We start from the raw sequence: 24,371 nt of genomic DNA, 5'->3' as shown, positions 1-24,371 counted from the left end.
TGATATGCGAACACCCAGACGTCGCTTGCGCCTTGCGCGCTACAAGAAAAACCGACGTAAGGTACAACAGCGCTTTCGCCAGCGTATTTTCGAACGCGACCGTGAAGCAGATTTAGCAGAAAATCCACTGCCTAATGTGGTGGTATTAACCGGCGCGGGAATCTCTGCCGAATCGGGTATTCGCACTTTCCGTGCCGATGACGGCCTGTGGGAAGAGCATCGGGTTGAAGACGTCGCCACGCCGGAAGGGTTCCGGCGCGATCCAATGCTGGTACAGGCGTTTTATAACGCACGCCGCCGCCAGTTGCAGCAGCCCGAAGTCCAGCCGAATGCGGCGCATCTGGCGCTGGCAGAGCTGGAGCAAGTGCTGGGCGATCACTTCTTGCTGGTGACGCAGAACATCGACAACCTGCATGAGCGTGCCGGGAGCCAGCGAGTGCTGCACATGCACGGTGAGTTGCTGAAACTGCGCTGTGTATCCAGTGGTCAGGTGGTGGAGTGGACCGAAGATGTCACGCCGGAACATCGCTGCACCTGCTGCCAGTTCCCGTCGGTATTGCGCCCGCACGTCGTGTGGTTTGGCGAAATGCCACTGGGTATGGAAGAGATCTATCAGGCGCTGAATGAGGCGGATATTTTTATCGCTATCGGTACGTCGGGTCATGTCTATCCGGCGGCAGGCTTCGTCCATGAAGCCAAAGTACAGGGTGCACATACCGTCGAGCTCAACCTTGAGCCGAGTCAGGTGGGCAATGAGTTTGCTGAGCGCCATTACGGGCTGGCAAGTGAAGTCGTCCCTGACTTTGTGCGCAAGCTTCAGCGCTATCAGGCGGGTCAGCTATTTTGATTCGTGCCTGACGCTGTTGGGTGGTGTGGGGCGTAAACGGTGGCAGGGTCTTTGATGATGACAAAGTTGCTCTGCGTCAGTTTACTCCCGGTGAGTTCTGCCAGCGGCGTCTGCTGCTGGTAGTCCACCACTACCCGTGGTAGCGATTCCGGTGTGGTTTCCAGTAACGTAACGCTGGTCGCCTGGGTAGTAGGGGCGATGCCTGTGACCGCGAAGGGCGTTCCGTCTGCCATGTTGTCCCAGTAATTATCCACATGGTAATAACCCACCAGCGCCATAAACTTCTCGCCGCTTTGCGTCACACCCGCCACGTTGTTAATCTGCCTTGTGGCGACATAGTTGAAATTCTCGGTCCGTTCCGCCCCTTCGCGCCAGATGCTGGCACTTAAAGAGCCTAATCCATGCAGCTTGATGCCGTATTTACGTGCTTCACGCAGCAAATTTTCCGTATTGTACTGGCGAGCCTCTGCGGTCATTGGCGGGTTGAATTGCGTGCTTTGGGTCGCGCTATCCACATGATTTTGCAGCTGCGAGGTCAATGCGCCTCGCTGGTTAAACACGATGATATCGCGATGATAAATCTCGGGATGCAGATCTTCCAGAAACAGGTGACGTACTCCAGACGCATAGAGTAATGCCATATTATCTATCATGAACTGGAGTGCGGCACGTTGATGATGGCTCTCACCAATGATTAGCCCCCGGCTATGCTGGAGGGCAGTGCGAATAACCTGTTGTTCATTGGTGACAGTGCTGGCAAAGGCGGCATAGTTTAGCCGTTGCGCACTGGCTTTCCAGACAGCGGAGTGCTGACGATAATCTTCACCGGATCTTTCGGATTGTGCCAGCATTGCCTGCTTCAGCGCCTGCTGTTGCTCAGGGGTATTGATGCCATAGTGGTTATGAATGCACTGGATGACGGCCTGAAGAAATTCGCTGGACTTCCCCCGATACTGGTTGTGCAAACGATGTATCCAGGCGCTTTCCGCACTTTTGCGCATGATCAGCCCCGCATGCGCATCGCTGATGTAAAGTGGCTGAAGGTTGGTCGGTACATCAGACATCGGACGAAAATCCTCCTGCAAGCGCGACAGCCTCCTTTCCAACAGGCGTAGGCGTTTTTTTGCCACCTGCTGCTGACTGCGCAGCACATAATCAAGGATTTCAGCATCCCCCAAATGGCCCTGTTTGCTGGAGAGAAAACGTAAGATATCCGCATCAGCAGGGTGATGAACCCGAATTTTTTGCATCATGACGCGAAACTCTTCGTCATCAAGCCCAAAGCTGGCTTTGATAAATACCAGACGATAGTCGTTCTCTGGCGCGCCGCCTGGCAGCCCTTGCGGCAGCACAATCCAGCGCCGCGCTTGCAGTATTACGTTTTTTTGATCGCCGCGATTGCGCGGAGAATAAATCATGCGCTGACCGGCTTCGATGGCCGTTTTAAACCAACGCCCCTCACTCTCGAGGTATTGCTGGCCCTGGCTATCCTGCCAGATGGCGGGTTCACGACCTCGAGCCAACACCAGTCCTTGAGGTTTTCGTTGGCTAACGGCAAGGCGCGCTAAGCTGGGATCGGGCAATGGTGTACGGGGTACACGCAAAGCGGCATTTTTACTGCCGCCCGTCATGCCGTCTGCCACGGCGGATAGCGCATCGACCAGCGCGAAAACCCCTTCTTCCGTTCGGCCATGTTGAAACGCCTCTCCCGCAATTGCGCTGTGCGCGGCGACCCGGCTGATGGTCAGACTGAGCACCGCGGCAGAAGGCAGTAAAGGCGTAATCAACGACAGCAGGGAAGAGACGATATTTTGTCCCAGTTGCGCACTGGACAGTCGATCGGCTAAGGCGGTGGTCCGTGCAAAAGCAGCCACTTCCGCCTGGGCGATGGCGAGTCGGGTGCTCCACAGGTGTTGATACAAATCCGTACGGATAATCTCGGGATCAAAACCGCGTCGGTCATGCGTATGGCCCAGCATTTTTTGTCGATCGTGAATGCCCTGTGGCATGCGATCGGCCAGATGCTGCCGCATCCCAGGAACGGCAAGTAACTCTTGCAGCAGCGCCTGCACGGTTTTCTCGCTACCGCGGGCACCACGAAAAATTTTTCCATCTGGCGCATTCGGAATAAACATCACCGGGTCATGCAGATCGGGCTGGGCAAAGAGCAGCACTTCCGCCACCGGCGTTCGCCCCAGTTTAAACTGCCACACATCCACCACCTGGCCCTGCAGTTTTGGCCGCGTAGCAGGATCGGGATGCTCAAGCACGGTGAGCACCTTTTCCAGTGCATCAGGCTGTAAGGCGCGGGGGGAATCAGTGAGACCCTGGTTGATATAGCAGGTCAACGCCATCGCCTTTAACCCCGTGGCAATCAACGCCAGGGTTTCTGGCTGCCACTGACGGAACAACGACAGGCTAAAATGTTTGGCGACATCGGCACGCCTGATCAGGTTGATGAGCTGGTCAGGCGTTAAGCCGCCAGCGTTCCAGGCTCTGCGACTGTGGCCTCTCTCCAGCCAGCCGATATTTTGCAGTGACCATTCAGTCAGCGTCAGCGTCTCTGTCTGGCTGATGGCTTTGCTGATGCTGCCCAAAACGCTGGTGCCAGCGGTGACAGTGGTAATGCTTAATGTGGCATTGGAGGCGGATAACGTGACGTTATGTTGTTCCGCCGCAAGCTGTTCTAATCGGTTACGGGCAAATGTCTCAATCGCGGTGGCGCTAACGCGAGCAGGCAGCGACGCGAGCGTTTCACGCGCCGGTATGCCGTGTAGTTGCTTTAGGCTGTGCAGCCAGGCTTTACGGCGAGGTGCCTCTGCGGCGCGATTAAACCAGTTGTACAGCGCCAGTTCATCGCGCTGCTGAGTGTAATGGGCGATGATCTCACCCAGATCAAGCCGTGCAACGGTCGGCTTAGCGGCCTCATCAAGCCGGGTGATATGTTCGCTCAGGGTCAGATTCGCATTGGCCGGTTGCATGGCTGTACTGATGGCGTACTGCAATTGTGTGATGTGCTGTTCGGCGAAATCTCTCACCAGTTGCTGTGCCGGTGGTGATGAGCAAGGTTGCAGCGTCATTCCCCACATCACTTCGCCTTGTTCGCTCAAGGCCTGCTGTAATTCAGCGGATGAGGCGTAATAGCCCAGTGGCGAGCCGGGCTGCCAGAGCAACAGTTTTCCCCCCTGTTGATCAGTGAGGGCGATTTTCCCCGGCAGGGGGTGGGAAGGGCGGGCAGTGCCGTGTTCGGGGACGATCTGAAACGCCTGAGATGTGGTGGTACAGAGATGATTAAGCCGTGCCAGCCATGATGTATTCAGTTTTCCCAGCTTCACCAGCATACGCATTTCTACTGCCATCACATCCAGCAGACTTTGAACCAGCGCAGCGCTGGTGGCTTGCTGGGGATGAAAAAAGGCGCGAGTCTGTTCAGCAAAATGCGAAATAAAGTCCCGCTTTCCCAGGGTGAGAAAATCAACCGGGACGGGCGAGGATGAGAGATTAGCGAGAGCCGTTCCCGGCAGTGGTAGCGGGTTGATCAGGGACTGGCGTAACGTTTGCGCCTGCTTTAGCTGCAGTAGCAGGGCATTGACGTGCGGGTTTGTGGCCTGAACAGCGGCGCAAGTCGGGGGTGTGGCTGTTTCAGCCCTCGGGACCGGTGTGGCCGTTTTAACAGGGAATGTTGCCGCAGGCGGCGTCAGATGCGTCAGGGGGAGGGTAGTCGACATTTAGGCTCCGGAGGTTACAGGACGAGAAGTCAGGCCAGGCTCGGCTTTTACCAGCAGGAAATTGCACTGGTTTAATGAAAGGTCAGCCTGTTCAGGGCGTGCCGTGCTGCGTTGGTAATCGACAATCAATCTGCTCTGGTTTCCTGAGCGCGCAGCGATAACAGCAACACTGGTTGCCTGGGTGCCCGGTGCCAGCCCGGTGACGCTAAATTCTTCTTCATCGGTGTTGGTGTGCCACGAATCGATATGCGCAAGACCCACTAGCGCCACGAACTTTTCCCCCGGTGCGACGACCTGGTTAATCTGCTGTGCGGCAATAAAATTAAACCGATTACAGCGTGCTGCGCTGCTGTGGTAGGAAGCTATCGCCAGTAACCCTAACCCATGTAGCTTTATTCCCTGCTGGTGAGCACTCAGCATGACCTGTTGCTCATCATTCTGGCTCTCCTGGAGACGATTATTCAGCCAATAGCGACGATGGATCATCAGGTAATCCAGCAGTTTTTGGTCTAACCGACCTTGCTGATTAAATTGCTGCAATTCAGCACCCCAGATTTCGGGGATCAGTTGTGCCATGAAGAGATGTTTTACCCCTTGTGACTTCAATTGCGGCATCGCGTGGATGAGCAAGGCCAGCGCGCTATTTTCCTCCTGCCGCTGGCCGAAAACGATGCCCCGACTCCGCTGTAACGCCATATCAATCATCTGTTTTTCGCTGGGAGGATGGAAAAACAGAGGCCCAAACGGCTGCCGCTCAGCGCTGGCGTGCCATGCCTGCGACTGCTGCCGATAGCGCTGCTCCAGCAAGTCGTTACGTTGCTTTTGCGCGCGTTGTATCTGGCGCATTTTTGCCGGGGTGGATATCGCGTAGTGGTTTTTCACTTCGGCTATCAGTTTTGCCAGTGAGGCGGGCTGCGTATCGGGATACTGTACCTTGAGCCTTGTGATGTCATTTTGCTGGCGGAATTTACTTAACAGCAAACCGGTGTTTTTCACCTGGTGAATAGCGCTAAACGGGGAGGGGGTAACGGCGGGTACAGCGCCGGGTATTGCGGAGGAAAAGCGCTGTTGTAATCGCTGGATTCGTTGTTGCAACCGGCTTTTCTGACTTTCCGCGACCATGCTGAGTATTTCTACATCACCGTAGTTGCCCTGTCGGCTTTGCAGAAATCTATTGCGCCCCGCAGCGGTAGGATAGCGTTGGTTGAGGAGGGCGATAAAGTCGGAGAATTCATCTTCATCCAGTGCGTGGCTATCCTTAATAAACAGCAGCCTGGGGTCGAGTTTTCCATCTTCACTGACTACCCACTCATGCCCGACATAATAAACCGGGTACATATCGCCCCGATTACGCGGATGGTAAATCATCCTCCCATTGAAGCTGACTTTGCTTTTGAACCATAAACCGGTGATGTTGAGGTATTGTTGCCCCTGTTGGTTCTGCCACACTGGTCCTTCGCTCGCCGCCGTGGCGACCAGTCCGGGGGGAGCAGAGCCTCCTATTGTTAATGGCACTAACGAGGGATTGGGCGCGCGCGACATTTTGCGCGGCGACAGGCGGTTTTTTAATACGCCAGGTGCGCCATCAGCCACAGCGGTCAGTGCATCTACCAATGAAAAGATGCCTTCCTCAGTGCGACCACGGCTGAAGTCCTCAATGGCGAAGTGGGTATGCAAGACAACACGCGCCAGTGTTAAAGAAATAATGGCGGATGTCGGGAGTAGAGGTGTCACCAGTGAGGCGACTAACATAGAGATTTGTTTCGCCAGTTGGATGGATGAAGTCCGGTCAGCCTCAGATGTGGAACGGGCAAAGGCCGGAATTTCAGCCTGAATGGTCGCGATGCGGGTGTCCCACAGGTGCTGATAGAAATCACCCGATACTTTTTGTACCTCAAACTGCTGTGGCCTAAAGTAGCTCCTTTCTATTTCCGCGCGATCATCGGTGCCGACGGCCATGCGCTTACTCAAATGATCCCGCATGCCTTTTACTGCCATGACGGTATGCAGTAAGCGAGTCAGGCTTCTGTGTTTCCCACCCGCGGTGCGACAGACAATGCCATCAGGCGATCTTGGAATATAAATCACCGGTTCTACAAACCCTGGGTGGCAGAAAATCAGGGTTTCAGAGATCGGCGTATTACCGACTTTCAGCTGCCAGATCTCGACTTCCTTCTGGTTCGTGCGGGGTCGAGTTGCGGGATCAGGGAAGTCAATGGCGGTGATGATTTTATCCAGCGCGCGTTCGTCCATGGTCCGGTTGGCGGCGGGCAGCATACTTTGGCGAATATAATCGGTATACGCCATGGAGCGAAAGCCTGCGGCGACTAACGGTACCACCTCGGGTTGCAACTCGCGTGTAATGTGTTGCTTATAATGTTTCGCCACATCGGCTGTACGAATCAATGCAATCACCTGAAGCGGTGTGAGTTCGCCGCAGTGCCAGACTTTGCGTGAGTGTCCCCGATCAAGCCAGCCAATATTCTGTAGCGACCACTCGATCAGTGACATCTCCTGGGTCTGGATGATGGGACGGCCAGAGTGGCCTAACACACTGGTGCTGGCTACGACTGTGCTAATCCGTAACTCTGCTTTGTTGGCATCCAGTGAAGTATTGAAGAGTCGCAACGCGGTTTCCTCAACCCGTTTTTTGGCAAACAGCCTGATTCCTTCCGCACTGACGCGGCCTTGCACACGTGGCAGAGCATGGCGAGAAGGGATCGCATGCAGCTGTTGTAATGTTTTTAACCAGTTTTTGCGCCGTTCTCCGCCATCCGGTGCATTGAACCAGCGGCGAAGCGAATACTCAGCAGAAATTTCTGTTAACGCGGTGGTAAGGCGGCTCAGATCGAGCCAAATATAGGCGGGTCTTGCGGCTGCATTGAGTTGTGCGATTTTCTTTTTCAGTGCCAATTGTGCCTGGTCGGGATGAATCAGTCGTGATAGCGTCTCACGCAACCGATCGACGTGTAACAGGATTAAATCTTCGACGAGCGCCAACGCCGGATGTTGTTCAATGGCCTGCAATCTGAATCCCCAGGGGGCAAGATCATGCTGATCCAAATAGCGCAAGAGTTGGCGAGAATGATTGAAAAACTGTGTTGCTTCACCGGGATGCCACAGCATCATGCGGCCTGGGTGTGACAATGAGGGGCGCTCCGCCAGTGCGAGGTATCCGTTTAAAACAGCACTCTGTTCAGCCTGTTCCTGATGCGCCACAAGGCGATAAACGCCAGGCCAACAGGGTTGATCCGTACCAGGTTTCAGCGGGGGCAAGCGGTTAATGATCTTGCTGTAACGCAGGTAAGAGATATCGATTTTTTCCCGCAGCATGACCTCGCTTTGCAATGCCATTAATAAGCTCTCTGCCAGTTTCCAGCCGGCCTGCCCTGGGCGTTTGCTCAACAGCGACCTGAGCTCAACGGCATAATGCTGGACAAATTGCGTCGCTGAAGTCTGTTCATACAGCGCAGCGAGCTGTGCTCTGGACGCGGGGGAAGTAAAGTCGTGCAGGATGTCCCCTGCATTCTCTGCTTTACGCTGGTAAAAAACACACTCTCGCGCGTAAACACCAGGAAACGCTTCCCCTAGCAAGCGCCTGGTTATCAGCTCTGTCAGCAGCATGTAGCGTGATGCTGTGCCATTATGCGCAGGTAAATGTATGCCAACAGCAAGTGGGGCAACATCCGCAGGTAAGGGGGGAAAATGCCGCACAATGGCTTGTTCAACCCACTGGTTAATCACGGCCGCAGGCACCGGTAACAGTGCGGCAAGTTGCATTCTGTCGTGCTGTTCCTGCTGTAAACGGTTAAGAATATCCCCCGGACGGATAACGCTGACATTGTGGCTGCGCAGCTGTGTTGCGGCGAAATCAAGGCGCGGTTTCGCGAGCAGAGTGTTGCGCCTGATGCTCTTTGACCCTGTGGCAGGTGAGCGGTGGGACAGGGTGTTATTTTTGTGTGGTGTCCTGGTGGCGTCAGACCAGGTTGGGAGAGAAAACCTGGCCGTATGGCCTGGATTCGCGAGGATTGGCATTGCATCTCCTGGTAAAGAGGGGAAAAGTGAAACATTGAAAGTGGGCACTCCGGTGCCGACGGGAGTTGTGTTTCATCACCTTTGCAGAAGTTCTGTGATCTGTTCTGCTTAAAACGTCTCCCTGATGCGGTGACAGACGGGTTATTTGCCGTTAATCGTTTTTTTGCAGTTAAACCGGCGTGATAAAAGGTGTATTTTCAAACGGATGCTCTGAAAACTTACGATCAACGGCCTGTTGATCGGCGCGGAACAAGGAACCTGCATGAAACAGTTACTCGATCGATTTCTTAGTTATGTTGCGGTAGAAACGCAGTCTGATCCGCACTCAAAGCAGGCACCCAGCAGCGATAATCAGTGGGTGCTGGCGCGTCAGTTGCAGAAAGAACTGGAGGAAATAGGGTGTGTTGATGTGACGCTCAGCGAGCACTGTGTGGTGATGGGCACGTTGCCGGCGAACGTTGACTGGCCAACGCCAGTGGTGGGCTTCATCTCGCATATGGATACCTCACCGGATTTCACTGCGGTAAATGTTAAACCGCAAATCATTGAGAATTACCAGGGTGGCGACATTGCACTCGGCACCAGCGGTGAAATTCTCTCGCCCGCTGTGTTCCCGGTGCTGAACCGGCTGCATGGACACCGTTTGATCACCACCGATGGCACCACGCTGCTCGGTGCGGATGATAAAGCCGGGGTAGCGGAAATTATGACCGCGCTGGCCACGCTGGCGCAGAGTGATATTCCACACGGTGCTATTCGCGTTGCTTTTACCCCGGATGAAGAGATTGGCCGTGGCGCAGCGAACTTTGACGTCGAAGCGTTTGCCGCCGACTGGGCCTACACCATGGATGGCAGCGACCTCGGTGAATTTGAATATGAAAACTTCAACGCCGCTTCCGCTAAAGTGCATATCACCGGTAACAATGTGCACCCTGGCACCGCGAAAGGGGTGATGGTCAATGCGCTGGATCTTGCTACGCGTTTTCATGCAGCAGTCCCTGCGCAGGAAAAGCCGCAGTTTACTGACGGTTATGAAGGCTTCTACCATCTCAATAGCCTGAGCGGCAGCGTTGAGCACGCCGAACTCTTTTACATCATCCGTGATTTTGACCGTGACGGCTTTGCGGCGCGCAAAGCCAAATTCCAGCAAATCACTGACCAACTGAATACCGGCCTACCGGCGGGGTGTTCGGTGGTGCTGAAGCTCAGCGACAGCTATTTCAACATGCGTGAGAAAGTGGAACCCTATCCTCACATTATTGAGCTTGCGCTTCAGGCGATGCGTGATTGCGGCATTGAGCCGAAAGTGAAACCGATTCGTGGCGGCACTGATGGCTCACTGCTGTCCTGGAAAGGATTGCCGTGCCCGAATATCTTCACCGGCGGCTATAACTACCATGGAAAACACGAGTTCGCTTCACTGGATGTGATGGAGCAGAGCGTGAAGGTGATTCTGCGTCTGGCTGAGCTGGCTGCGCAGAAGAAGAGCCACTGAGAATACGTTTTGCGTCGTACCGTCAAGTACGGCGCAAAACCACGCCTGGGGATTATCACGGAATCCCCCCCTACGCGCATCATTGTTTGCTTCAACAAATCAGGAAGTCACATTTTCCCGTGGTTCTGATTTGCTCCTGAGCCTCCTGATAAATAATGTCCAACAGGCGTAATATCTCCGGGCTTAACGGCTCTGGGGCGGGTGAGCAGCCTTCGGCAATTAACTTTCTCATTTTCCTGCGATAACGTTTAGGGCTGATCGGACTTCGGGTGTCAATATTCTTCATAATTTACCTGACTTTAATATTAACGTTACATCACCGTTCATAGCGTAAACGGACGACATATGCGGAGCAAGCGGGATTTTCTTTCGTTCACAATAATTCATCATTCGAAAAAACAGTTCGTCAAAACGTGGTGTAATCAATTTTAAAAACTCTAACGTGTCATTGTATAACTGGCTGGCGTAAAGAGAATTTGAAAAGTAGAGGTATTTTCCTGCTACGACTCGCGGTTTATGAAACACTACGCAAACTGGCCCCTCATTCATCACGATAACATTCGGTGCAGGGGTGGCCCTAAAGGCGAACGTCGCCAGGATAAAGGCAGCAGCACTGGCTACGTAGCCTTTAAAAACCAGTATGACCTGACGATGTGGATGACAGCGTTTAATTGCTTCTGTCAGACGGAGCGTGGTTTCAATTGCACCGCCAGCATTATGATAAAAGCGAATGATAACCTTGCTATGCGCAGTGTTTTCACTGAGAGAAGCAATAGCATTATCTACACGCGCATCATTAATACCAATGTTACCTTCGATCAAATGTTGTTGCGTTGTGCTCTGATTCTTTAACCCCATCTGTTTTTCCTGTGAGATTGTGTTAGCTGTTCTCTTAATTAAAAACTGCGTTTATTTGACGGTTTCAGAATTTTTAATTAGCTGTTTTCTTAATTTAAAATTTATTGCGTTTTTATCGGCTGTGGTTTTTTTACCACGAGAATGGGTTAACTTCACTTACCACTCTCTCGCTTTGCGATCCCTCTCGAAACCCTTGCGGTTGCGGCCGCATTTTGTTGGCTTATTCGGGCAAACTCCCCGCTCAGGTAGATTCACTAAGCCGTCACTGGTCAGTCACGGTTCTGTCATTTCACTGCTGCAAGCTAACCGCCATTACGCAGCATCCCGTGTTGCATTACTCCACCCGAAAACCGATGGAGATTTGTCAGTGATGGAGATATCCAGACATCCGACCACTGTGTATCAGGCTGTTGCAGCGCAACTGGAACAGACGCTGCACGACCGTTATCGCAGCGGTGACTATTTACCTTCTGAGCAACAACTGGCCGATCACTATGAAGTTAACCGACACACGCTGCGCCGTGCAGTCGATGAGCTGGTGAAAAAAGGCCTGCTCCAGCGCCGCCACGGCGTCGGGATTTTGGTACTGATGCGGCCCTTTGATTATCCACTGCACGCTCAGGCGCGCTTCAGCCAGAACCTGCTGGAGCAGGGCAGTTGCCCAACCAGTGAACGCCTGCTGGCTGTGTTGCGCCCCGCCAGTAGCGATATTGCCAGCGCGTTAGGGGTAACCGAGGGCAATGAGATCATCCATTTGCGTACGCTGCGCCGGGTCAACGGCATTCCGGTCAGCGTGATCAATCACTACCTCGGCAATCTCGATCACTGGGAAACACTCCAGCGTTTTCAGCATGGCTCGCTGCACGACTTCCTGCGCGAACAGTTGGATCTGCCACTCCAGCGCAGCCAGACCCGCATCAGTACCCGCCGCGCACAGGCCAAAGAGTGCCAGCAGCTAGAGATTGCCCTGCATGCGCCACTGCTTTGTGTACGCACCCTGAATAAAAACGCGCGCGGCTTGCCGGTGGAGTACTCCATCAGCCTGACGCGCGGTGACATGATTGAACTCACTCTGGAGCATTAATGGAACAGCAAACCGCCCGCCAGCATTGGCTCTCTGTACTGTCACACAGTACGGCAGAGCAGTTGGATGCCCATTGGCAAACGCTGGAACTGAAACCTGATTTCACCCTGGTACGCCCGGCTGAAATTGGCCTGACTCGCCTTCAGGCACGCGCCGGTGCCACCGGTCAGCGTTTTATTATGGGCGATGCCACGTTGACGCGTGCCGTCGTGGTGCTGGCAGACGGCACCCTGGGCTACAGCTACATTTTAGGCCGTGATAAAGCCCATGCAGAGCGCTGTGCGCTGCTGGATGCGCTGCTACAGCAGGTGGAAACCCGCGCGCTGCTGATGGAAAAAATTGTTACGCCGCTGGCGGCACTTCAGGCGGAGCAGCGTCAGCTACGCGCTCGCGAAGTGGCTAGCAGCAAAGTGGATTTCTTTACCCTGGTTCGTGGAGATAATTAATGACATTACTGGCAAGTTTTAACCATCCGGTGGCTGATGCCCAACGTGCTTTTCGTCGTATTCTCAAAGCGATGAGCGAACCCGGAGTGATGGTCTCTTTGCCGCTCCAGCAGGGATGGGGCGCATTGTCCCCGGCCGCCACGGCGGTCCTGCTAACGCTGGTGGATCAGGAAAGCTCGTTATGGATCGACCCGGCGGTAGACAACGATCAGCTGCGTGATAACGTCCGTTTTCATACCGGCGCGCCGATCACCGACAGCACCGATGCTCTGTTTGCGCTCAGCCATCATCAGGCTGCGCCCACCCCGACGCGCTTTGCCGCAGGTGACAACCTCTCTCCGGAAAAAAGCACTACGCTTATCGTCGAAGTCCCCTCACTGAATGGCGGGCTGACCCTGCGCCTGAGTGGTCCTGGCCTGCGTGAAGTCAGAGCCATTGCCCCACAGTTACCCGAAAGCGTGATTGAGTACCTGCGCAACCGTCCCCATCCGTTCCCGCAGGGGGTTGACCTGATCTTCACCTGTGGTGAAGCGATGATGGCATTGCCACGGACCACTGACGTGGAGGTGTGCTGATGTATGTTGCGGTCAAGGGGGGCGAAAAGGCGATAGCCAACGCCCACCAGTTGCAGGCAGATTTACGGCGCGGTGAACGCCAGGTGGATGAACTGGGTTGTGACCAAATTGAACAGCAATTAGGGCTGGCGGTCGATCGCGTGATGACCGAAGGCGGCATTTTCGATCCACAACTGGCCGCGCTGGCGATCAAACAAGCCAGCGGCGATCTGGTGGAGGCGATATTCCTGCTGCGCGCCTACCGCACTACGCTGCCACGCCTGGCAGACAGTTTGCCGCTGCCAACCGGTGAGATGCGCATTGAGCGACGCATCTCGGCCATCTATAAAGATCTGCCCGGTGGGCAAGTGCTGGGACCCACCTACGATTACAGCCACCGCCTGCTGGATTTCACGCTGCTTGCCAACGGCGAAGCCCCGGTCTCCCCCCAGGACAGAGACGCGCTGGCGCAATCCTGCCCTCACGTGTTCACCATGATGAGCAAAGAGGAGCTGGCGGTTGCCGAACAGGATGATGGCAGCGAACCACGCGACATTACGCGGGAGCCGCTGGATTTTCCTGCCGAACGCTCAGCTCGCCTGCAACAGTTAGTGCGCGGCGATGAAGGCTTTCTGCTGGCATTGGGCTATTCAACCCAGCGCGGCTATGGCCGTACCCATCCGTTTGCTGGCGAGATCCGCACGGGTTATCTCAGCGTGTCAATCTGCCCGGAAGAGCTGGGTTTTGCCTTTGAGATCGGTGAGATCCTGCTGACCGAATGCGAAATGGTGAATGGCATCACCCATCAGGAGAGCCAGCCACCAAAGTTTACGCGGGGTTATGGTCTGGTGTTTGGACGCGCAGAGCGCAAAGCCATGGCGATGGCGTTGGTCGATCGCGCGTTGCAGACTCGTGAATATTCTGAACGCATCACCAGCCCGGCGCAGGACGAAGAGTTTGTGCTGTCGCATGCCGATAACGTTGAGGCCGCAGGCTTCGTCTCTCACCTTAAATTACCGCACTACGTCGATTTCCAGGCCGAACTGGAACTGCTGAAAAAACTGCGTCAGGAGTATGAGGAACGCCAACATGGCTGAGTTACAGGGCTACAACAACGGCTATCTGGATGAGCAGACCAAGCGCAGTATTCGCCGGGCAATAATGAAAGCGGTGGCGATCCCAGGCTATCAGGTGCCGTTTGCCGGACGAGAAATGCCCATGCCCTATGGCTGGGGAACCGGGGGGATTCAGATCACCGCCAGTATTATTGGCGATGGGGACGTGCTGAAGGTGATTGACCAGGGCGCAGATGACACCACCAATGCGGTGTCGATTCGCCGCTTCTTCCAGCGCGTCAGCGGCGCGGCGACCACTGAGCGTACGCGGGACGCTACGCTGATCCAGACGCGTCACCGTATCCCGGAGACACCACTCGAAGAGGATCAGGTGCTGGTGTTTCAGGTGCCGATCCCAGAGCCGTTGCGCTTTATCGAACCGCGTGAAACCGAGACGCGCACCATGCACGCGCTGGAGGAGTACGGCGTAATGCAGGTGAAACTCTATGAAGATATTGCCCGTTATGGTCACATCGCCACCACCTACGCCTATCCGGTCAAAGTGAACGATCGCTATGTAATGGACCCTTCGCCGATCCCGAAATTTGATAATCCCAAAATGCACATGATGCCGGCATTGCAACTGTTTGGGGCCGGGCGAGAAAAACGCATCTATGCGCTGCCGCCTTACACCAAAGTGGAAAGTCTCGATTTCGACGACCATCCCTTCACCCTGCAACAGTGGGAAGAACCTTGCGCACTGTGCGGCTCGCGCCACAGTTATCTGGATGAAGTGGTAATGGATGACCAGGGCACGCGCATGTTTGTGTGCTCCGATACCGATTTTTGCCATCAGCAGCAGGAACAGAAAAATGCACAATGAACAACCGCTGCTCGCCGTCAATAACCTGACCCACTTATACGCACCGGGCAAAGGCTTTGAACAGGTCAGTTTCGATCTCTATCCCGGTGAGGTGTTAGGCATTGTCGGGGAGTCGGGTTCCGGCAAAACCACGCTGCTCAAAAGCCTCTCGGCACGACTTATACCGCAGCAAGGCACGATTCACTACCAGGGTAACGATCTCTATCAGCAGGATGAAAGCGCACGCCGTCGTCTGCTGCGTACTGAATGGGGCGTGGTACATCAACATGCGCTGGATGGCCTGCGCCCGCAGGTGACGGCGGGCGGCAATATTGGCGAACGGCTGATGGCCATTGGGCAGCGCCACTATGGCGAGATTCGGGCGACCGCCGCGCACTGGTTGCAGGAAGTGGAAATTGCCGCCAACCGTATTGACGATCTGCCCACGACATTTTCTGGCGGGATGCAGCAACGCCTGCAAATCGCCCGCAATCTGGTGACTCAACCCAAACTGGTGTTTATGGATGAGCCGACCGGCGGACTGGATGTTTCGGTGCAGGCGCGTTTACTCGATTTGCTGCGTACTCTGGTGCGGGAACTCAACCTCGCGGTGGTGATTGTGACGCACGATCTCGGCGTGGCACGGTTACTCGCCCACCGGCTACTGGTGATGAAGCAAGGACGCGTTGTGGAAAATGGGCTGACCGACCGTGTGCTGGACGATCCCCATCATCCTTATACCCAACTGCTGGTCTCTTCAGTGCTTAATTAACGGGGCTCATTATGAAAACACAACTGCGGGTAGAAAAGCTGTGCAAGACCTTTGTGTTACATAACCAGAACGGTGTGATGCTGCCAGTATTACAGAATGCCTCGCTGGAAGTGGCTGCCGGTGAATGTGTGGTGCTGCATGGCCGTTCCGGCAGTGGTAAATCGACCCTGCTGCGCGCGCTGTACGGTAATTACCAGGCCAACAGCGGCCATATCTGGTTACAGCATCAGGGGGAGTGGGTCGATATGGCTCAGGCTCCGGCGCGGCAGATCATCGCGATCCGTCGCCATACGGTTGGCTGGGTCAGCCAGTTTCTCCGCGTGATCCCTCGCGTTACCACGCTGGACATTGTGATGCAACCGCTGCTGGAAAGAGGCGTCGAACGCGCCTTTTGTGAGAAGCGAGCCAAAGAGTTGCTGACGCGACTGAATGTGCCAGAACGTTTGTGGGCGCTGGCACCGTCGACCTTTTCCGGTGGTGAACAGCAGCGCGTCAATATTGCGCGCGGGTTTATCGCCGACTATCCGGTGTTGTTGTTGGATGAACCCACGGCTTCACTCGACAGCGCCAATAGCGCAGCGGTCGTCGAACTGATTGAACAGGCGCGTGCTCGCGGCACCGCCATTGTCGGTATTTTTCATGATGAAGGCGTGCGTGAACGGGTGGCGGATCGCCTGCACGTCATGCTGCCGGTGAATGCAGGAGTAGCAGTATGATTATCAATAATGTGGCTTTGGTGCTGGCGGATGAAGTGGTCAATGGATCACTCGAAATGCGGGATGGGCGCATTGCCAGTTTTAGCGAGAGCACCAGCCGCTCCCCGGCCGCACTGGATGGCGCAGGCGCATACCTGTTGCCCGGCCTGGTTGAACTGCATACCGATAACCTGGATAAATTCTTTACCCCACGCCCCAAAGTTGACTGGCCAGCCCACTCGGCGATGAGCAGCCATGATGCGCTGATGGTCGCCAGCGGTATTACCACAGTGCTGGATGCGATTGGCGTCGGTGATGTGCGCGATGGCGGCCACCGCCGGGAAAACCTCGATAAGATGATCGATGCCATCCGTGACAGCAACCGCAAAGGGCTGAACCGGGCGGACCACCTGCTGCATTTACGTTGTGAACTGCCGCACTTCAGTACGTTACCGCTGTTTGAAGGGTTGATGAGTACGCCGGAACTGGCACTGGTCTCCCTGATGGATCACTCACCAGGCCAACGGCAGTATGCCTCGCTGGAGAAATACCGCGATTACTACCAGGGCAAATATCATTTGAACGATGAGCAGATGGATGCGTTCGAGCGAGAACAACTGGCGTTTGCCGCCGAATGGTCGCAGCCCAATCGCCAGGCGATTGCCGGTTTGTGTCGACTAAAAGGCATTGCCATTGCCAGCCACGATGACGCTACCGCCGCCCATGTGGCCGAATCCCACCAGGTCGGCAGCCAGATTGCGGAGTTCCCTACCACGCTGGAAGCGGCTCGTGCTTCACGCGCCTGCGGTATGCAGATTCTGATGGGCGCACCGAACATCGTGCGGGGGGGATCGCACTCCGGCAACGTCGCGGCATGGCAACTGGCCGCTGAAGGACTGCTGGATATCCTTTCATCGGATTACTATCCCGCCAGCTTGCTGGATGCAGCATTCCGTCTGGCGGCAGATGAACACAATGGGCTGAGCCTGGCAGATGCTGTTGCTCTCGTCACGCGTAACCCGGCTCGGGCGCTGGGGTTAAACGATCGCGGGGTGATTGCCGAAGGATTACGTGCGGATCTGGTGCTGGTCCATACCGATCATGGTCATCCACACATTCGTCATGTGTGGAATCAGGGCAGGCAGGTGTACTGATGGCGCGCCTGATCTGGCTTACCGGGCCGTCTGGCGCGGGCAAAGATTCACTGCTCAACGCCTTGCGGGAAGTGCCGCCAGCCAGACTCTTGATCGCTCATCGTTACATTACCCGTGCTGCCGATGCGGGCGGGGAAAATCACATCGCCCTGACGCCCGCTGAATTTAGCCTGCGTGCCGCCAGCAATCTGTTTGCACTGCGCTGGGAGGCGCACGGTCATCAGTATGGCATTGGTGTGGAAGTGGATCTGTGGCTCCAGCGCGGGCTGGACGTGCTGGTTAACGGTTCCCGATTGCACTTGCCCGAGGCGCAGGCGCGCTACGGCGAACAACTGGTGCCGGTTTGTCTGACGGTATCTGCACCTGTACTGGCGGCGCGCCTGCAACAGCGTGGCCGGGAAACGGCGGAAGAGATTGCCCGACGGCTGGCGCGTGCCGCACAGCCGCTGCCGCCGGGCTGCTATCAACTGAACAACGATGGCGCATTGAGTGACACCGTGCTTCAACTGCGCCAGCTTCTGGAGGGTTCGGGATGCAACTGACTTTTCTCGGTACTGGCGGTGTGACGGGGGCACCGGTGCCCGGCTGCGACTGTCTGGCGTGTTTACGGGCGCTGAGCGATCGTCGCTGGCATCGTGCCCCCTGTAGTGCGCTGATTGAGGCCGGGAAGGAGCGCATTTTGCTCGATGCCGGACTGCCGCAGTTGGCACAGCGTTTTCCGCCAGGCAGCCTGTCGCGCATTCTGCTGACCCACTACCATATGGATCACGTGCAGGGGCTGTTCGCCCTGCGCTGGGGCATTGGGCGACCCATCCCGGTGTGGGGGCCGCCGGATGAGAAGGGCTGTGATGATCTGTATAAGCATCCGGGCCTGCTGGATTTCCGCCCCTCATTAACCCCTTTCGTGCCGCACGCCTTTGGTGAATTGCAGGTGACCCCGCTGCCGCTGCAACACTCGAAGCTCACGCACGGCTATCTGTTTAACTGGCAAGGGGCGCGGCTCGCATGGCTGTGCGATACCTGCGGGCTCCCGCCTGACACCGCCGACTTCCTGCGTGGGCAGCGCATTGAACACCTGGTGATTGACTGTAATGACCCGCCACGCGAAGCGGCGGGCAATCATAACGATATTACGCGGGCACTGGCGATCATTGAGCGGCTCCAGCCACGGTTTGCCTGGCTGACCCACCTCAGTCACGAAATGGACAACTGGCTCCAGGACAACCCTTTGCCTGACAACGTACTGCCCGCACGGGATGGTATGACGCTGTCATTAGGGGTAGTTCAACCTGTCACAGTTTGATCACTGGAGTGTCATTCAGCTTTCATCCCGCTTGCCCGTAATAGGCCTCAATTTCAGACTACCGTAAACGGATGAATGAGTATGGCGCAGGCAATATTAAAAACGGCTTTTGATAACCCTCAGCCGTTTAGCCCCAGCGGGCATAAGGTGCTGTCGGTCCAGGGATTGTGCAAAGCGTATGGTGAAAACCGCGTGCTGGATGACGTCAGTTTCGATCTTCATGCGGGTGAGTTGGTGGCAGTGATTGGCCGTTCCGGCGCAGGAAAATCGACGCTGCTGCACATGTTGAATGGCACTATCAGTACCTCGCAGGGTGCCATTTACAACCTCAGTAATCGCGAACAGCCGCAGGATGTGGCCCAGTTAAACCGCAGCCAGATGCGGGCATGGCGCAGTGAGTGCGGCATGATCTTCCAGGATTTTTGTCTGGTACCCCGGTTAGATGTGATAACCAACGTGCTACTGGGACGCCTGAGCCAGACCTCGACCCTTAAGTCCTTTTTCAAAGTGTTTCCCGATACTGACCGCGCCCGTGCCATCGAACTGTTGCAGTGGATGAACATGTTACCCCAGGCGCTGCAAAGAGCGGAAAACCTCTCTGGTGGCCAGATGCAGCGCGTTGCCATCTGCCGCGCACTGATGCAGAACCCAAAAATTTTGCTGGCAGATGAGCCTGTTGCCTCTCTCGACCCGAAAAATACCAAGCGCATCATGGATGTGCTGCGTCAGGTCAGCGAGCAGGGCATCAGCGTGATGGTCAATCTGCACTCGATTGAACTGGTCAAGCAGTATTGCACCCGCGTGATCGGTATCCAGCGCGGCAAAGTCCTGTTCGACGGACATCCTTCAGACCTTACCGACAGCCTGTTACATGCGCTGTACGGTGATGAAATCAACCAGCTCCATTAACGCCTACGACAAGAGAACAACCTCGAATGAAACTGACAACATTAGCTTTATTGACTGGCGCTCTGGTGACTTTTGGCGCGCACGCAGCAGATGCTCCAAAGACCTTGAATCTGGGGATTCTGGGCGGCCAAAATGCCACCCAGCAGATTGGTGATAATCAGTGTGTGAAAGATTTCTTTGATAAAGAGCTGAATGTCGATACCAAACTCAACAACTCTTCTGACTACTCTGGGGTGATTCAGGGCCTGTTAGGTAAAAAAATCGACATGGTGCTGAGCATGTCTCCTGCTTCTTATGCTTCTGTTTACCTCCAGGATCCAAAAGCGGTGGACGTTGTGGGCCTGGTGGTTGATGACAAAGATCAGTCGCGCGGTTATCACTCGGTGGTGATTGTTAAAGCCGACAGCCCGTATAAAAAGCTGGAAGATCTGAAAGGTAAATCGTTTGGTATGGCGGATCCTGATTCAACCTCAGGCTTCCTGATGCCTAACCAGGCGTTTAAGAAAGAGTTTGGTGGCAGCGTAGACGATAAATACAAAGGCACGTTCTCCAGCGTAACCTTCTCAGGCGGCCACGAGCAGGACATTCTCGGCGTCTTAAATGGTCAGTTTGAAGGCGCGGTGACCTGGACTTCACTGGTGGGTGACTACAACAAGGGATACACCTCAGGCGCTTTCACACGCATGATGCGTATGGACCAGCCTGACCTGATGAAAAAAATCCGCATTATCTGGTCTTCACCGCTGATCCCTAACGGCCCGATTCTGGTGAGCAATAACCTGCCACCGGCATTCAAAGCGAAGCTGGTTCAGGCGATTAAAGATCTGGATAAGAACGATCACGCATGCTTCATGAAAGCCGTGGGCGGCGCACAGCATATCGGCCCTGCGACCGTGGCGGATTATCAGAACATCATTGATATGAAGCGTGACCTGATGAAAGACAGCCGCAGCTAATTTCCTACTCCCTTTCCCTCACCCCAACCCTCTCCCGTAAACGGGAGAGGGAGCTGAGTGGTGCATGCATCTGCCCCCTCTCCCAGTTGTGGGAGAGGGCTAGGGTGAGGGGACCTTAAAACCAGAGAAGACACTCTTGACTGATTTCGAACGCTATTACCAACGTATCCGTAGCCAGCAGAAACGTGATTCTCTGCTGTGGTCGTTACTGCTGGTGGCCCTGTACCTGGCGGCGGGGAAGGTGGCGGAGTTCAATCTCCTCACCATTTGGCAATCATTGCCGCACTTTTTTGATTACCTGTATGAAATCATGCCGGTCTTGCATCTGCCGCTGCTGTTTGCCGATGGCAAAACGGAAGGCTCACTGGCCTACTGGGGCTATCGCCTGCATTTCCAACTGCCGCTGATTTGGGAAACCATCCAACTGGCGCTGGCTTCCACCATCATTTCCGTCTTTATCGCGGGCATACTCGCATTTTTCGCGGCCGATAATACCCAATCCCCACCAGGCCTTCGGTTCGCCATTCGCTCTCTGGTGGCTTTTCTGCGTACCATGCCGGAACTGGCGTGGGCGGTAATGTTCGTCATGGCGTTTGGCATTGGTGCGATTCCGGGATTTTTGGCTTTAGCGCTGCACACCGTAGGCAGCCTGACCAAGCTGTTTTATGAAGCGATCGAAAGCGCGTCTGACAAGCCGGTGCGTGGGCTGGCTGCCTGTGGTGCCTCACGTCTGCAACGGATGCGCTTTGCCTTTTGGCCGCAGGTGAAACCGCTGTTTCTCTCCTACAGCTTTATGCGCCTTGAAATCAACTTCCGCTCATCGACCATTCTCGGGCTGGTGGGAGCAGGGGGCATCGGTCAGGAGCTGATGACCAATATCAAACTCGACCGTTTTGATCAGGTGAGCATCACCATGCTGCTGATCATAATTGTGGTTTCACTGCTGGATACGCTGTCTGGCTGGTTACGCCGTCGCGTAGTTGAGGGTTAAACAATGATGACGCTGGTTCCCGATCTCGACAAAATTAAGCAGGAGCATGCCGCACTGTTCAGCGCGCAGTCGCGCTATCTGCGCCGCCTGGCCATAGTGGCATTAGCGATTGCCGTCTACTATCTGCTGTTCTTTCTCTATTTCGGCATTCCGTGGGCGCGCGCTGCGCAAGGTATGGAGCAGCTCGGGCACTATTTTGTCCGCATGTTTATCTGGCAGGATGTCGCCAACTGGCCGTTTGCTTATTACTTCTCGCAGATCGGTATCACCCTGGCGATCGTCTTCTCCGGGACCCTTACCGCCTCACTGCTGGCGTTGCCCCTCTCGTTTTTTGCGGCACGCAACGTGATGCATGAGCCTGCTTTGCGCCCAGTGGCTTTAGTGGTGCGGCGTCTGCTGGATATTTTACGCGGCATCGATATGGCGATTTGGGGGCTGATTTTCGTGCGTGCGGTGGGTATGGGGCCACTGGCTGGGGCGTTGGCGATCATCATGCAGGACGTTGGCCTGCTGGGGAAACTGTATGCCGAAGGCCATGAAGCGGTAGAGCGTTCCCCCAGTCGTGGACTTGGGGCGGTGGGCGCAAACAGCCTGCAAAAGCACCGTTTCGGCATTTTTACCCAGTCATTCCCCAGTTTTCTTGCCCTGAGCCTGTATCAGATTGAGTCCAATACCCGTTCGGCAGCGGTGTTAGGGTTTGTGGGTGCGGGCGGTGTCGGGCTGGTCTATGCCGAGAACATGCGGTTATGGAACTGGGATGTCGTCACCTTCATTACCTTAGTGCTGGTGGTGGTGGTCATGACGATGGACGTGATCTCCAGTCGTCTGCGCAAGCGCTACATTACCGGTAAGCCGGTGCCGTTATGGCAACCGCAAAGCGTTGATTAAAAAACCCTCCCATTACGTAGCACGCAGGTCAAAACGGCCTGCGTGATTACGCTCTCAGCCCGACGCAAACGATTAAATCCGTTGCACATTTACCGGGCGATGCACCATAATCGCGCTTTCATTTGGTTCAGAGGATTCTGAATCAGGATACGCAACCGTTTTCGTTGCAAACGCTGTAATGGCATAGCGCTTGCTATGCTATCAGGGAGTTATACCGGGAGAGTCGCAACGGACAGCAGCGCTGACCCCATGATGTGGGTTCTCCCCGCGCGATAGCCGAGGCGAGCATACCGTCCCGGCGTCGTTTTTTAGCGCAAAACAATAATGCGTATGCATATTCCCTATTGGCAAGAGAGAAAGCACCTGTGTGCCGTCTCCTCGAATGAGAGATGATGATGTTAGATAAACTATTCCAGCTTAAAGCGCACAACACCACGGTGCGTACTGAAGTGATTGCCGGGCTGACCACCTTCCTGGCGATGGCGTATATCCTGTTTGTGAACCCGTCGATCCTGAGCGCAACCGGGATGGATAAAGGGTCGGTGTTTGTCGCGACCTGTCTCGCGGCGGCGATTGGCTCGCTGTTGATGGGCTTAATTGCCAACTATCCGATCGCGCTGGCACCGGGTATGGGCCTGAATGCCTTCTTTACCTACACTGTGGTGCTGCACATGGGCTACAGCTGGCAGATCGCGCTGGGTGCGGTATTCCTCTCCGCTGTGCTGTTCTTCGCCCTGTCGATTTTCAAAATTCGTGAATGGATTATTGCCAGTATCCCACTGCCACTGCGTGCCGGCATTGCCGCAGGCATAGGTCTGTTCCTGGCGCTGATTGCCCTGGAAGGTGCGGGTGTGGTGGTAGATAACCCAGCGACCCTGGTCGGTATGGGCGATCTCACCAAGCCGGGTCCACTGATGGCGATCCTCGGTTTCCTGATCATTGTGGTACTGGAAGCACGTCGCGTGACTGGCGCGGTGTTGATCGGTATTCTGGCGATTACCATTCTGTCGATGCTGCTGGGCCTGACCCCGTTTGCGGGCGTGTTCTCTGCTCCGCCTTCACTGGCACCGACTTTCTTGCAACTGGACATTAAAGGCGCCCTGAACGTTGGCCTGGTGAGTGTGGTGTTTGCCTTCCTGTTTGTGGACGTGTTCGATAATACCGGCACCCTGCTGGGTGTGACCAAACGTGCAGGACTGGCGGATGAGCAGGGCAACCTGCCAAAAATGGGCCGTGCTCTGGTAGCAGACAGTGCGGCTGCGCTGTTCGGTTCACTGTTAGGCACCTCAACCACCACCAGCTACGTAGAATCTGCTGCCGGTGTGAGTGCCGGTGGTCGTACTGGTCTGACAGCGGTAGTCGTGGCGATTCTGTTCCTGCTGAGCCTGTTCTTCTCGCCGCTGGCCTCTAGCGTACCTGCTTATGCGACCGCGCCTGCACTGCTGTTTGTGGCAGTGCTGATGACTTCCGGTCTGGCCGAAATCGACTGGAAAGATATCACCACCGCAGCGCCAGTGACCGTCACCGCATTGACCATGCCACTGACCTACTCGATTGCTAACGGTATCGCTTTCGGTTTCATTACCTGGACCGTGGTTAAATTGCTGACCGGCCGCCTGAAAGAGATCAACATTGCGCTGGTGATTTTATCGCTGCTGTTTGTGATTAAGCTGGGTTGGTTGAGCGCCTGATTCGCCGCTCCTCCCGCGTTTCAAGAAACCGAATGCCCTCTGGGTGTT

General features: G+C 55.3%; 20 protein-coding genes. 17 read left to right on the top strand and 3 right to left on the bottom strand.

All coding sequences use genetic code 11. The features are described 5' to 3' along the window. The first annotated feature begins 4 nt into the window (after positions 1-4). On the top strand, positions 5-847 hold the full coding sequence (gene cobB / locus F3J40_RS01705; RefSeq protein ID WP_167012291.1) for a Sir2 family NAD+-dependent deacetylase: 843 nt from the start codon (positions 5-7) through the stop codon (positions 845-847). Here the strand turns inward: cobB and F3J40_RS01700 are convergent. Together F3J40_RS01700 and F3J40_RS01695 are read right to left on the bottom strand one after the other, a co-directional pair. Next, positions 835-4,575, bottom strand: a complete 3,741-nt coding sequence (locus F3J40_RS01700; RefSeq protein ID WP_167012289.1) for a membrane-targeted effector domain-containing toxin — start codon at positions 4,573-4,575, stop codon at positions 835-837. The genes cobB and F3J40_RS01700 overlap by 13 nt on opposite strands. Next, complete coding sequence (locus F3J40_RS01695) at positions 4,576-8,610, bottom strand: membrane-targeted effector domain-containing toxin (protein ID WP_167012287.1); 4,035 nt, start codon at positions 8,608-8,610, stop codon at positions 4,576-4,578. A gap of 262 nt (positions 8,611-8,872) precedes the next feature. Between F3J40_RS01695 and pepT the strand changes: the two genes are divergently transcribed. Beyond that, positions 8,873-10,105: a peptidase T gene (gene pepT, locus F3J40_RS01690; RefSeq protein ID WP_167012285.1), complete on the top strand. Its 1,233-nt coding sequence runs from the start codon at positions 8,873-8,875 to the stop codon at positions 10,103-10,105. A 282-nt stretch (positions 10,106-10,387) separates the two neighbouring features. Here the strand turns inward: pepT and F3J40_RS01685 are convergent, their stop codons facing one another. Beyond that, the gene (locus F3J40_RS01685) at positions 10,388-10,963 is read right to left on the bottom strand and encodes a hypothetical protein (protein WP_167012283.1); all 576 of its coding nucleotides are present in this window, start codon (positions 10,961-10,963) and stop codon (positions 10,388-10,390) included. A gap of 370 nt (positions 10,964-11,333) precedes the next feature. Between F3J40_RS01685 and phnF the strand changes: the two genes are divergently transcribed. The 15 genes from phnF (at position 11,334) to F3J40_RS01610 (ending at position 24,323) form a co-directional block, all read left to right on the top strand. Further along, on the top strand, positions 11,334-12,047 hold the full coding sequence (gene phnF / locus F3J40_RS01680) for a phosphonate metabolism transcriptional regulator PhnF (RefSeq protein WP_167012281.1): 714 nt from the start codon (positions 11,334-11,336) through the stop codon (positions 12,045-12,047). Beyond that, the gene (gene phnG, locus F3J40_RS01675; RefSeq protein ID WP_167012279.1) at positions 12,047-12,493 is read left to right on the top strand and encodes a phosphonate C-P lyase system protein PhnG; all 447 of its coding nucleotides are present in this window, start codon (positions 12,047-12,049) and stop codon (positions 12,491-12,493) included. Before phnF ends, phnG begins: the two co-directional genes overlap by 1 nt. Next, the gene (gene phnH / locus F3J40_RS01670) at positions 12,493-13,068 is read left to right on the top strand and encodes a phosphonate C-P lyase system protein PhnH (RefSeq protein ID WP_167012277.1); all 576 of its coding nucleotides are present in this window, start codon (positions 12,493-12,495) and stop codon (positions 13,066-13,068) included. Before phnG ends, phnH begins: the two co-directional genes overlap by 1 nt. Further along, positions 13,068-14,144 carry a carbon-phosphorus lyase complex subunit gene (locus F3J40_RS01665; RefSeq protein ID WP_167012275.1) on the top strand — a complete coding sequence of 359 codons (1,077 nt, stop codon included), beginning with the start codon at positions 13,068-13,070 and terminating at the stop codon, positions 14,142-14,144. Before phnH ends, F3J40_RS01665 begins: the two co-directional genes overlap by 1 nt. Beyond that, the gene (locus tag F3J40_RS01660) at positions 14,137-14,985 is read left to right on the top strand and encodes an alpha-D-ribose 1-methylphosphonate 5-phosphate C-P-lyase PhnJ (protein WP_017347105.1); all 849 of its coding nucleotides are present in this window, start codon (positions 14,137-14,139) and stop codon (positions 14,983-14,985) included. The genes F3J40_RS01665 and F3J40_RS01660 overlap by 8 nt, the downstream gene beginning before the upstream one ends. Further along, positions 14,975-15,736, top strand: a complete 762-nt coding sequence (gene phnK / locus F3J40_RS01655; RefSeq protein WP_017347106.1) for a phosphonate C-P lyase system protein PhnK — start codon at positions 14,975-14,977, stop codon at positions 15,734-15,736. Before F3J40_RS01660 ends, phnK begins: the two co-directional genes overlap by 11 nt. An 11-nt stretch (positions 15,737-15,747) precedes the next feature. Beyond that, positions 15,748-16,452 carry a phosphonate C-P lyase system protein PhnL gene (gene phnL / locus F3J40_RS01650; RefSeq protein ID WP_017347107.1) on the top strand — a complete coding sequence of 235 codons (705 nt, stop codon included), beginning with the start codon at positions 15,748-15,750 and terminating at the stop codon, positions 16,450-16,452. Then, positions 16,449-17,585 (top strand): alpha-D-ribose 1-methylphosphonate 5-triphosphate diphosphatase, encoded by a 1,137-nt coding sequence (phnM, locus tag F3J40_RS01645; RefSeq protein WP_167012273.1) that lies wholly within the window; start codon positions 16,449-16,451, stop codon positions 17,583-17,585. Before phnL ends, phnM begins: the two co-directional genes overlap by 4 nt. Continuing rightward, on the top strand, positions 17,585-18,127 hold the full coding sequence (gene phnN, locus F3J40_RS01640; protein WP_017347109.1) for a ribose 1,5-bisphosphokinase: 543 nt from the start codon (positions 17,585-17,587) through the stop codon (positions 18,125-18,127). Before phnM ends, phnN begins: the two co-directional genes overlap by 1 nt. Then, positions 18,118-18,888: a phosphonate metabolism protein PhnP gene (gene phnP, locus F3J40_RS01635; protein ID WP_167012271.1), complete on the top strand. Its 771-nt coding sequence runs from the start codon at positions 18,118-18,120 to the stop codon at positions 18,886-18,888. The genes phnN and phnP overlap by 10 nt, the downstream gene beginning before the upstream one ends. 81 nt (positions 18,889-18,969) lie before the next feature. Further along, on the top strand, positions 18,970-19,797 hold the full coding sequence (gene phnC / locus F3J40_RS01630; RefSeq protein ID WP_167012269.1) for a phosphonate ABC transporter ATP-binding protein: 828 nt from the start codon (positions 18,970-18,972) through the stop codon (positions 19,795-19,797). Positions 19,798-19,823: 26 nt separating this feature from the next. After that, entirely contained in the window at positions 19,824-20,753 is a 930-nt protein-coding gene (phnD, locus tag F3J40_RS01625) for a phosphonate ABC transporter substrate-binding protein (protein WP_167012267.1), read from the top strand. Between the two features lie 136 nt (positions 20,754-20,889). Next, positions 20,890-21,744 (top strand): phosphonate ABC transporter, permease protein PhnE, encoded by an 855-nt coding sequence (phnE, locus tag F3J40_RS01620; protein WP_017347113.1) that lies wholly within the window; start codon positions 20,890-20,892, stop codon positions 21,742-21,744. Positions 21,745-21,747: 3 nt separating this feature from the next. After that, a complete protein-coding gene (gene phnE / locus F3J40_RS01615) occupies positions 21,748-22,632 on the top strand; it encodes a phosphonate ABC transporter, permease protein PhnE (RefSeq protein WP_167012265.1) in 885 nt (294 codons plus the stop codon). 392 nt (positions 22,633-23,024) lie between these two features. After that, positions 23,025-24,323 (top strand): NCS2 family permease, encoded by a 1,299-nt coding sequence (locus tag F3J40_RS01610; RefSeq protein ID WP_240155286.1) that lies wholly within the window; start codon positions 23,025-23,027, stop codon positions 24,321-24,323. The last annotated feature ends 48 nt before the right edge of the window (positions 24,324-24,371 follow it).

Origin of the sequence: Candidatus Pantoea multigeneris, assembly GCF_011752615.1 — a bacterium.
Taxonomy (GTDB): domain Bacteria; phylum Pseudomonadota; class Gammaproteobacteria; order Enterobacterales; family Enterobacteriaceae; genus Pantoea; species Pantoea multigeneris.
Note: the sequence above shows the minus strand (reverse complement) of the source record. Positions and strands in the feature narration are given on the sequence as shown.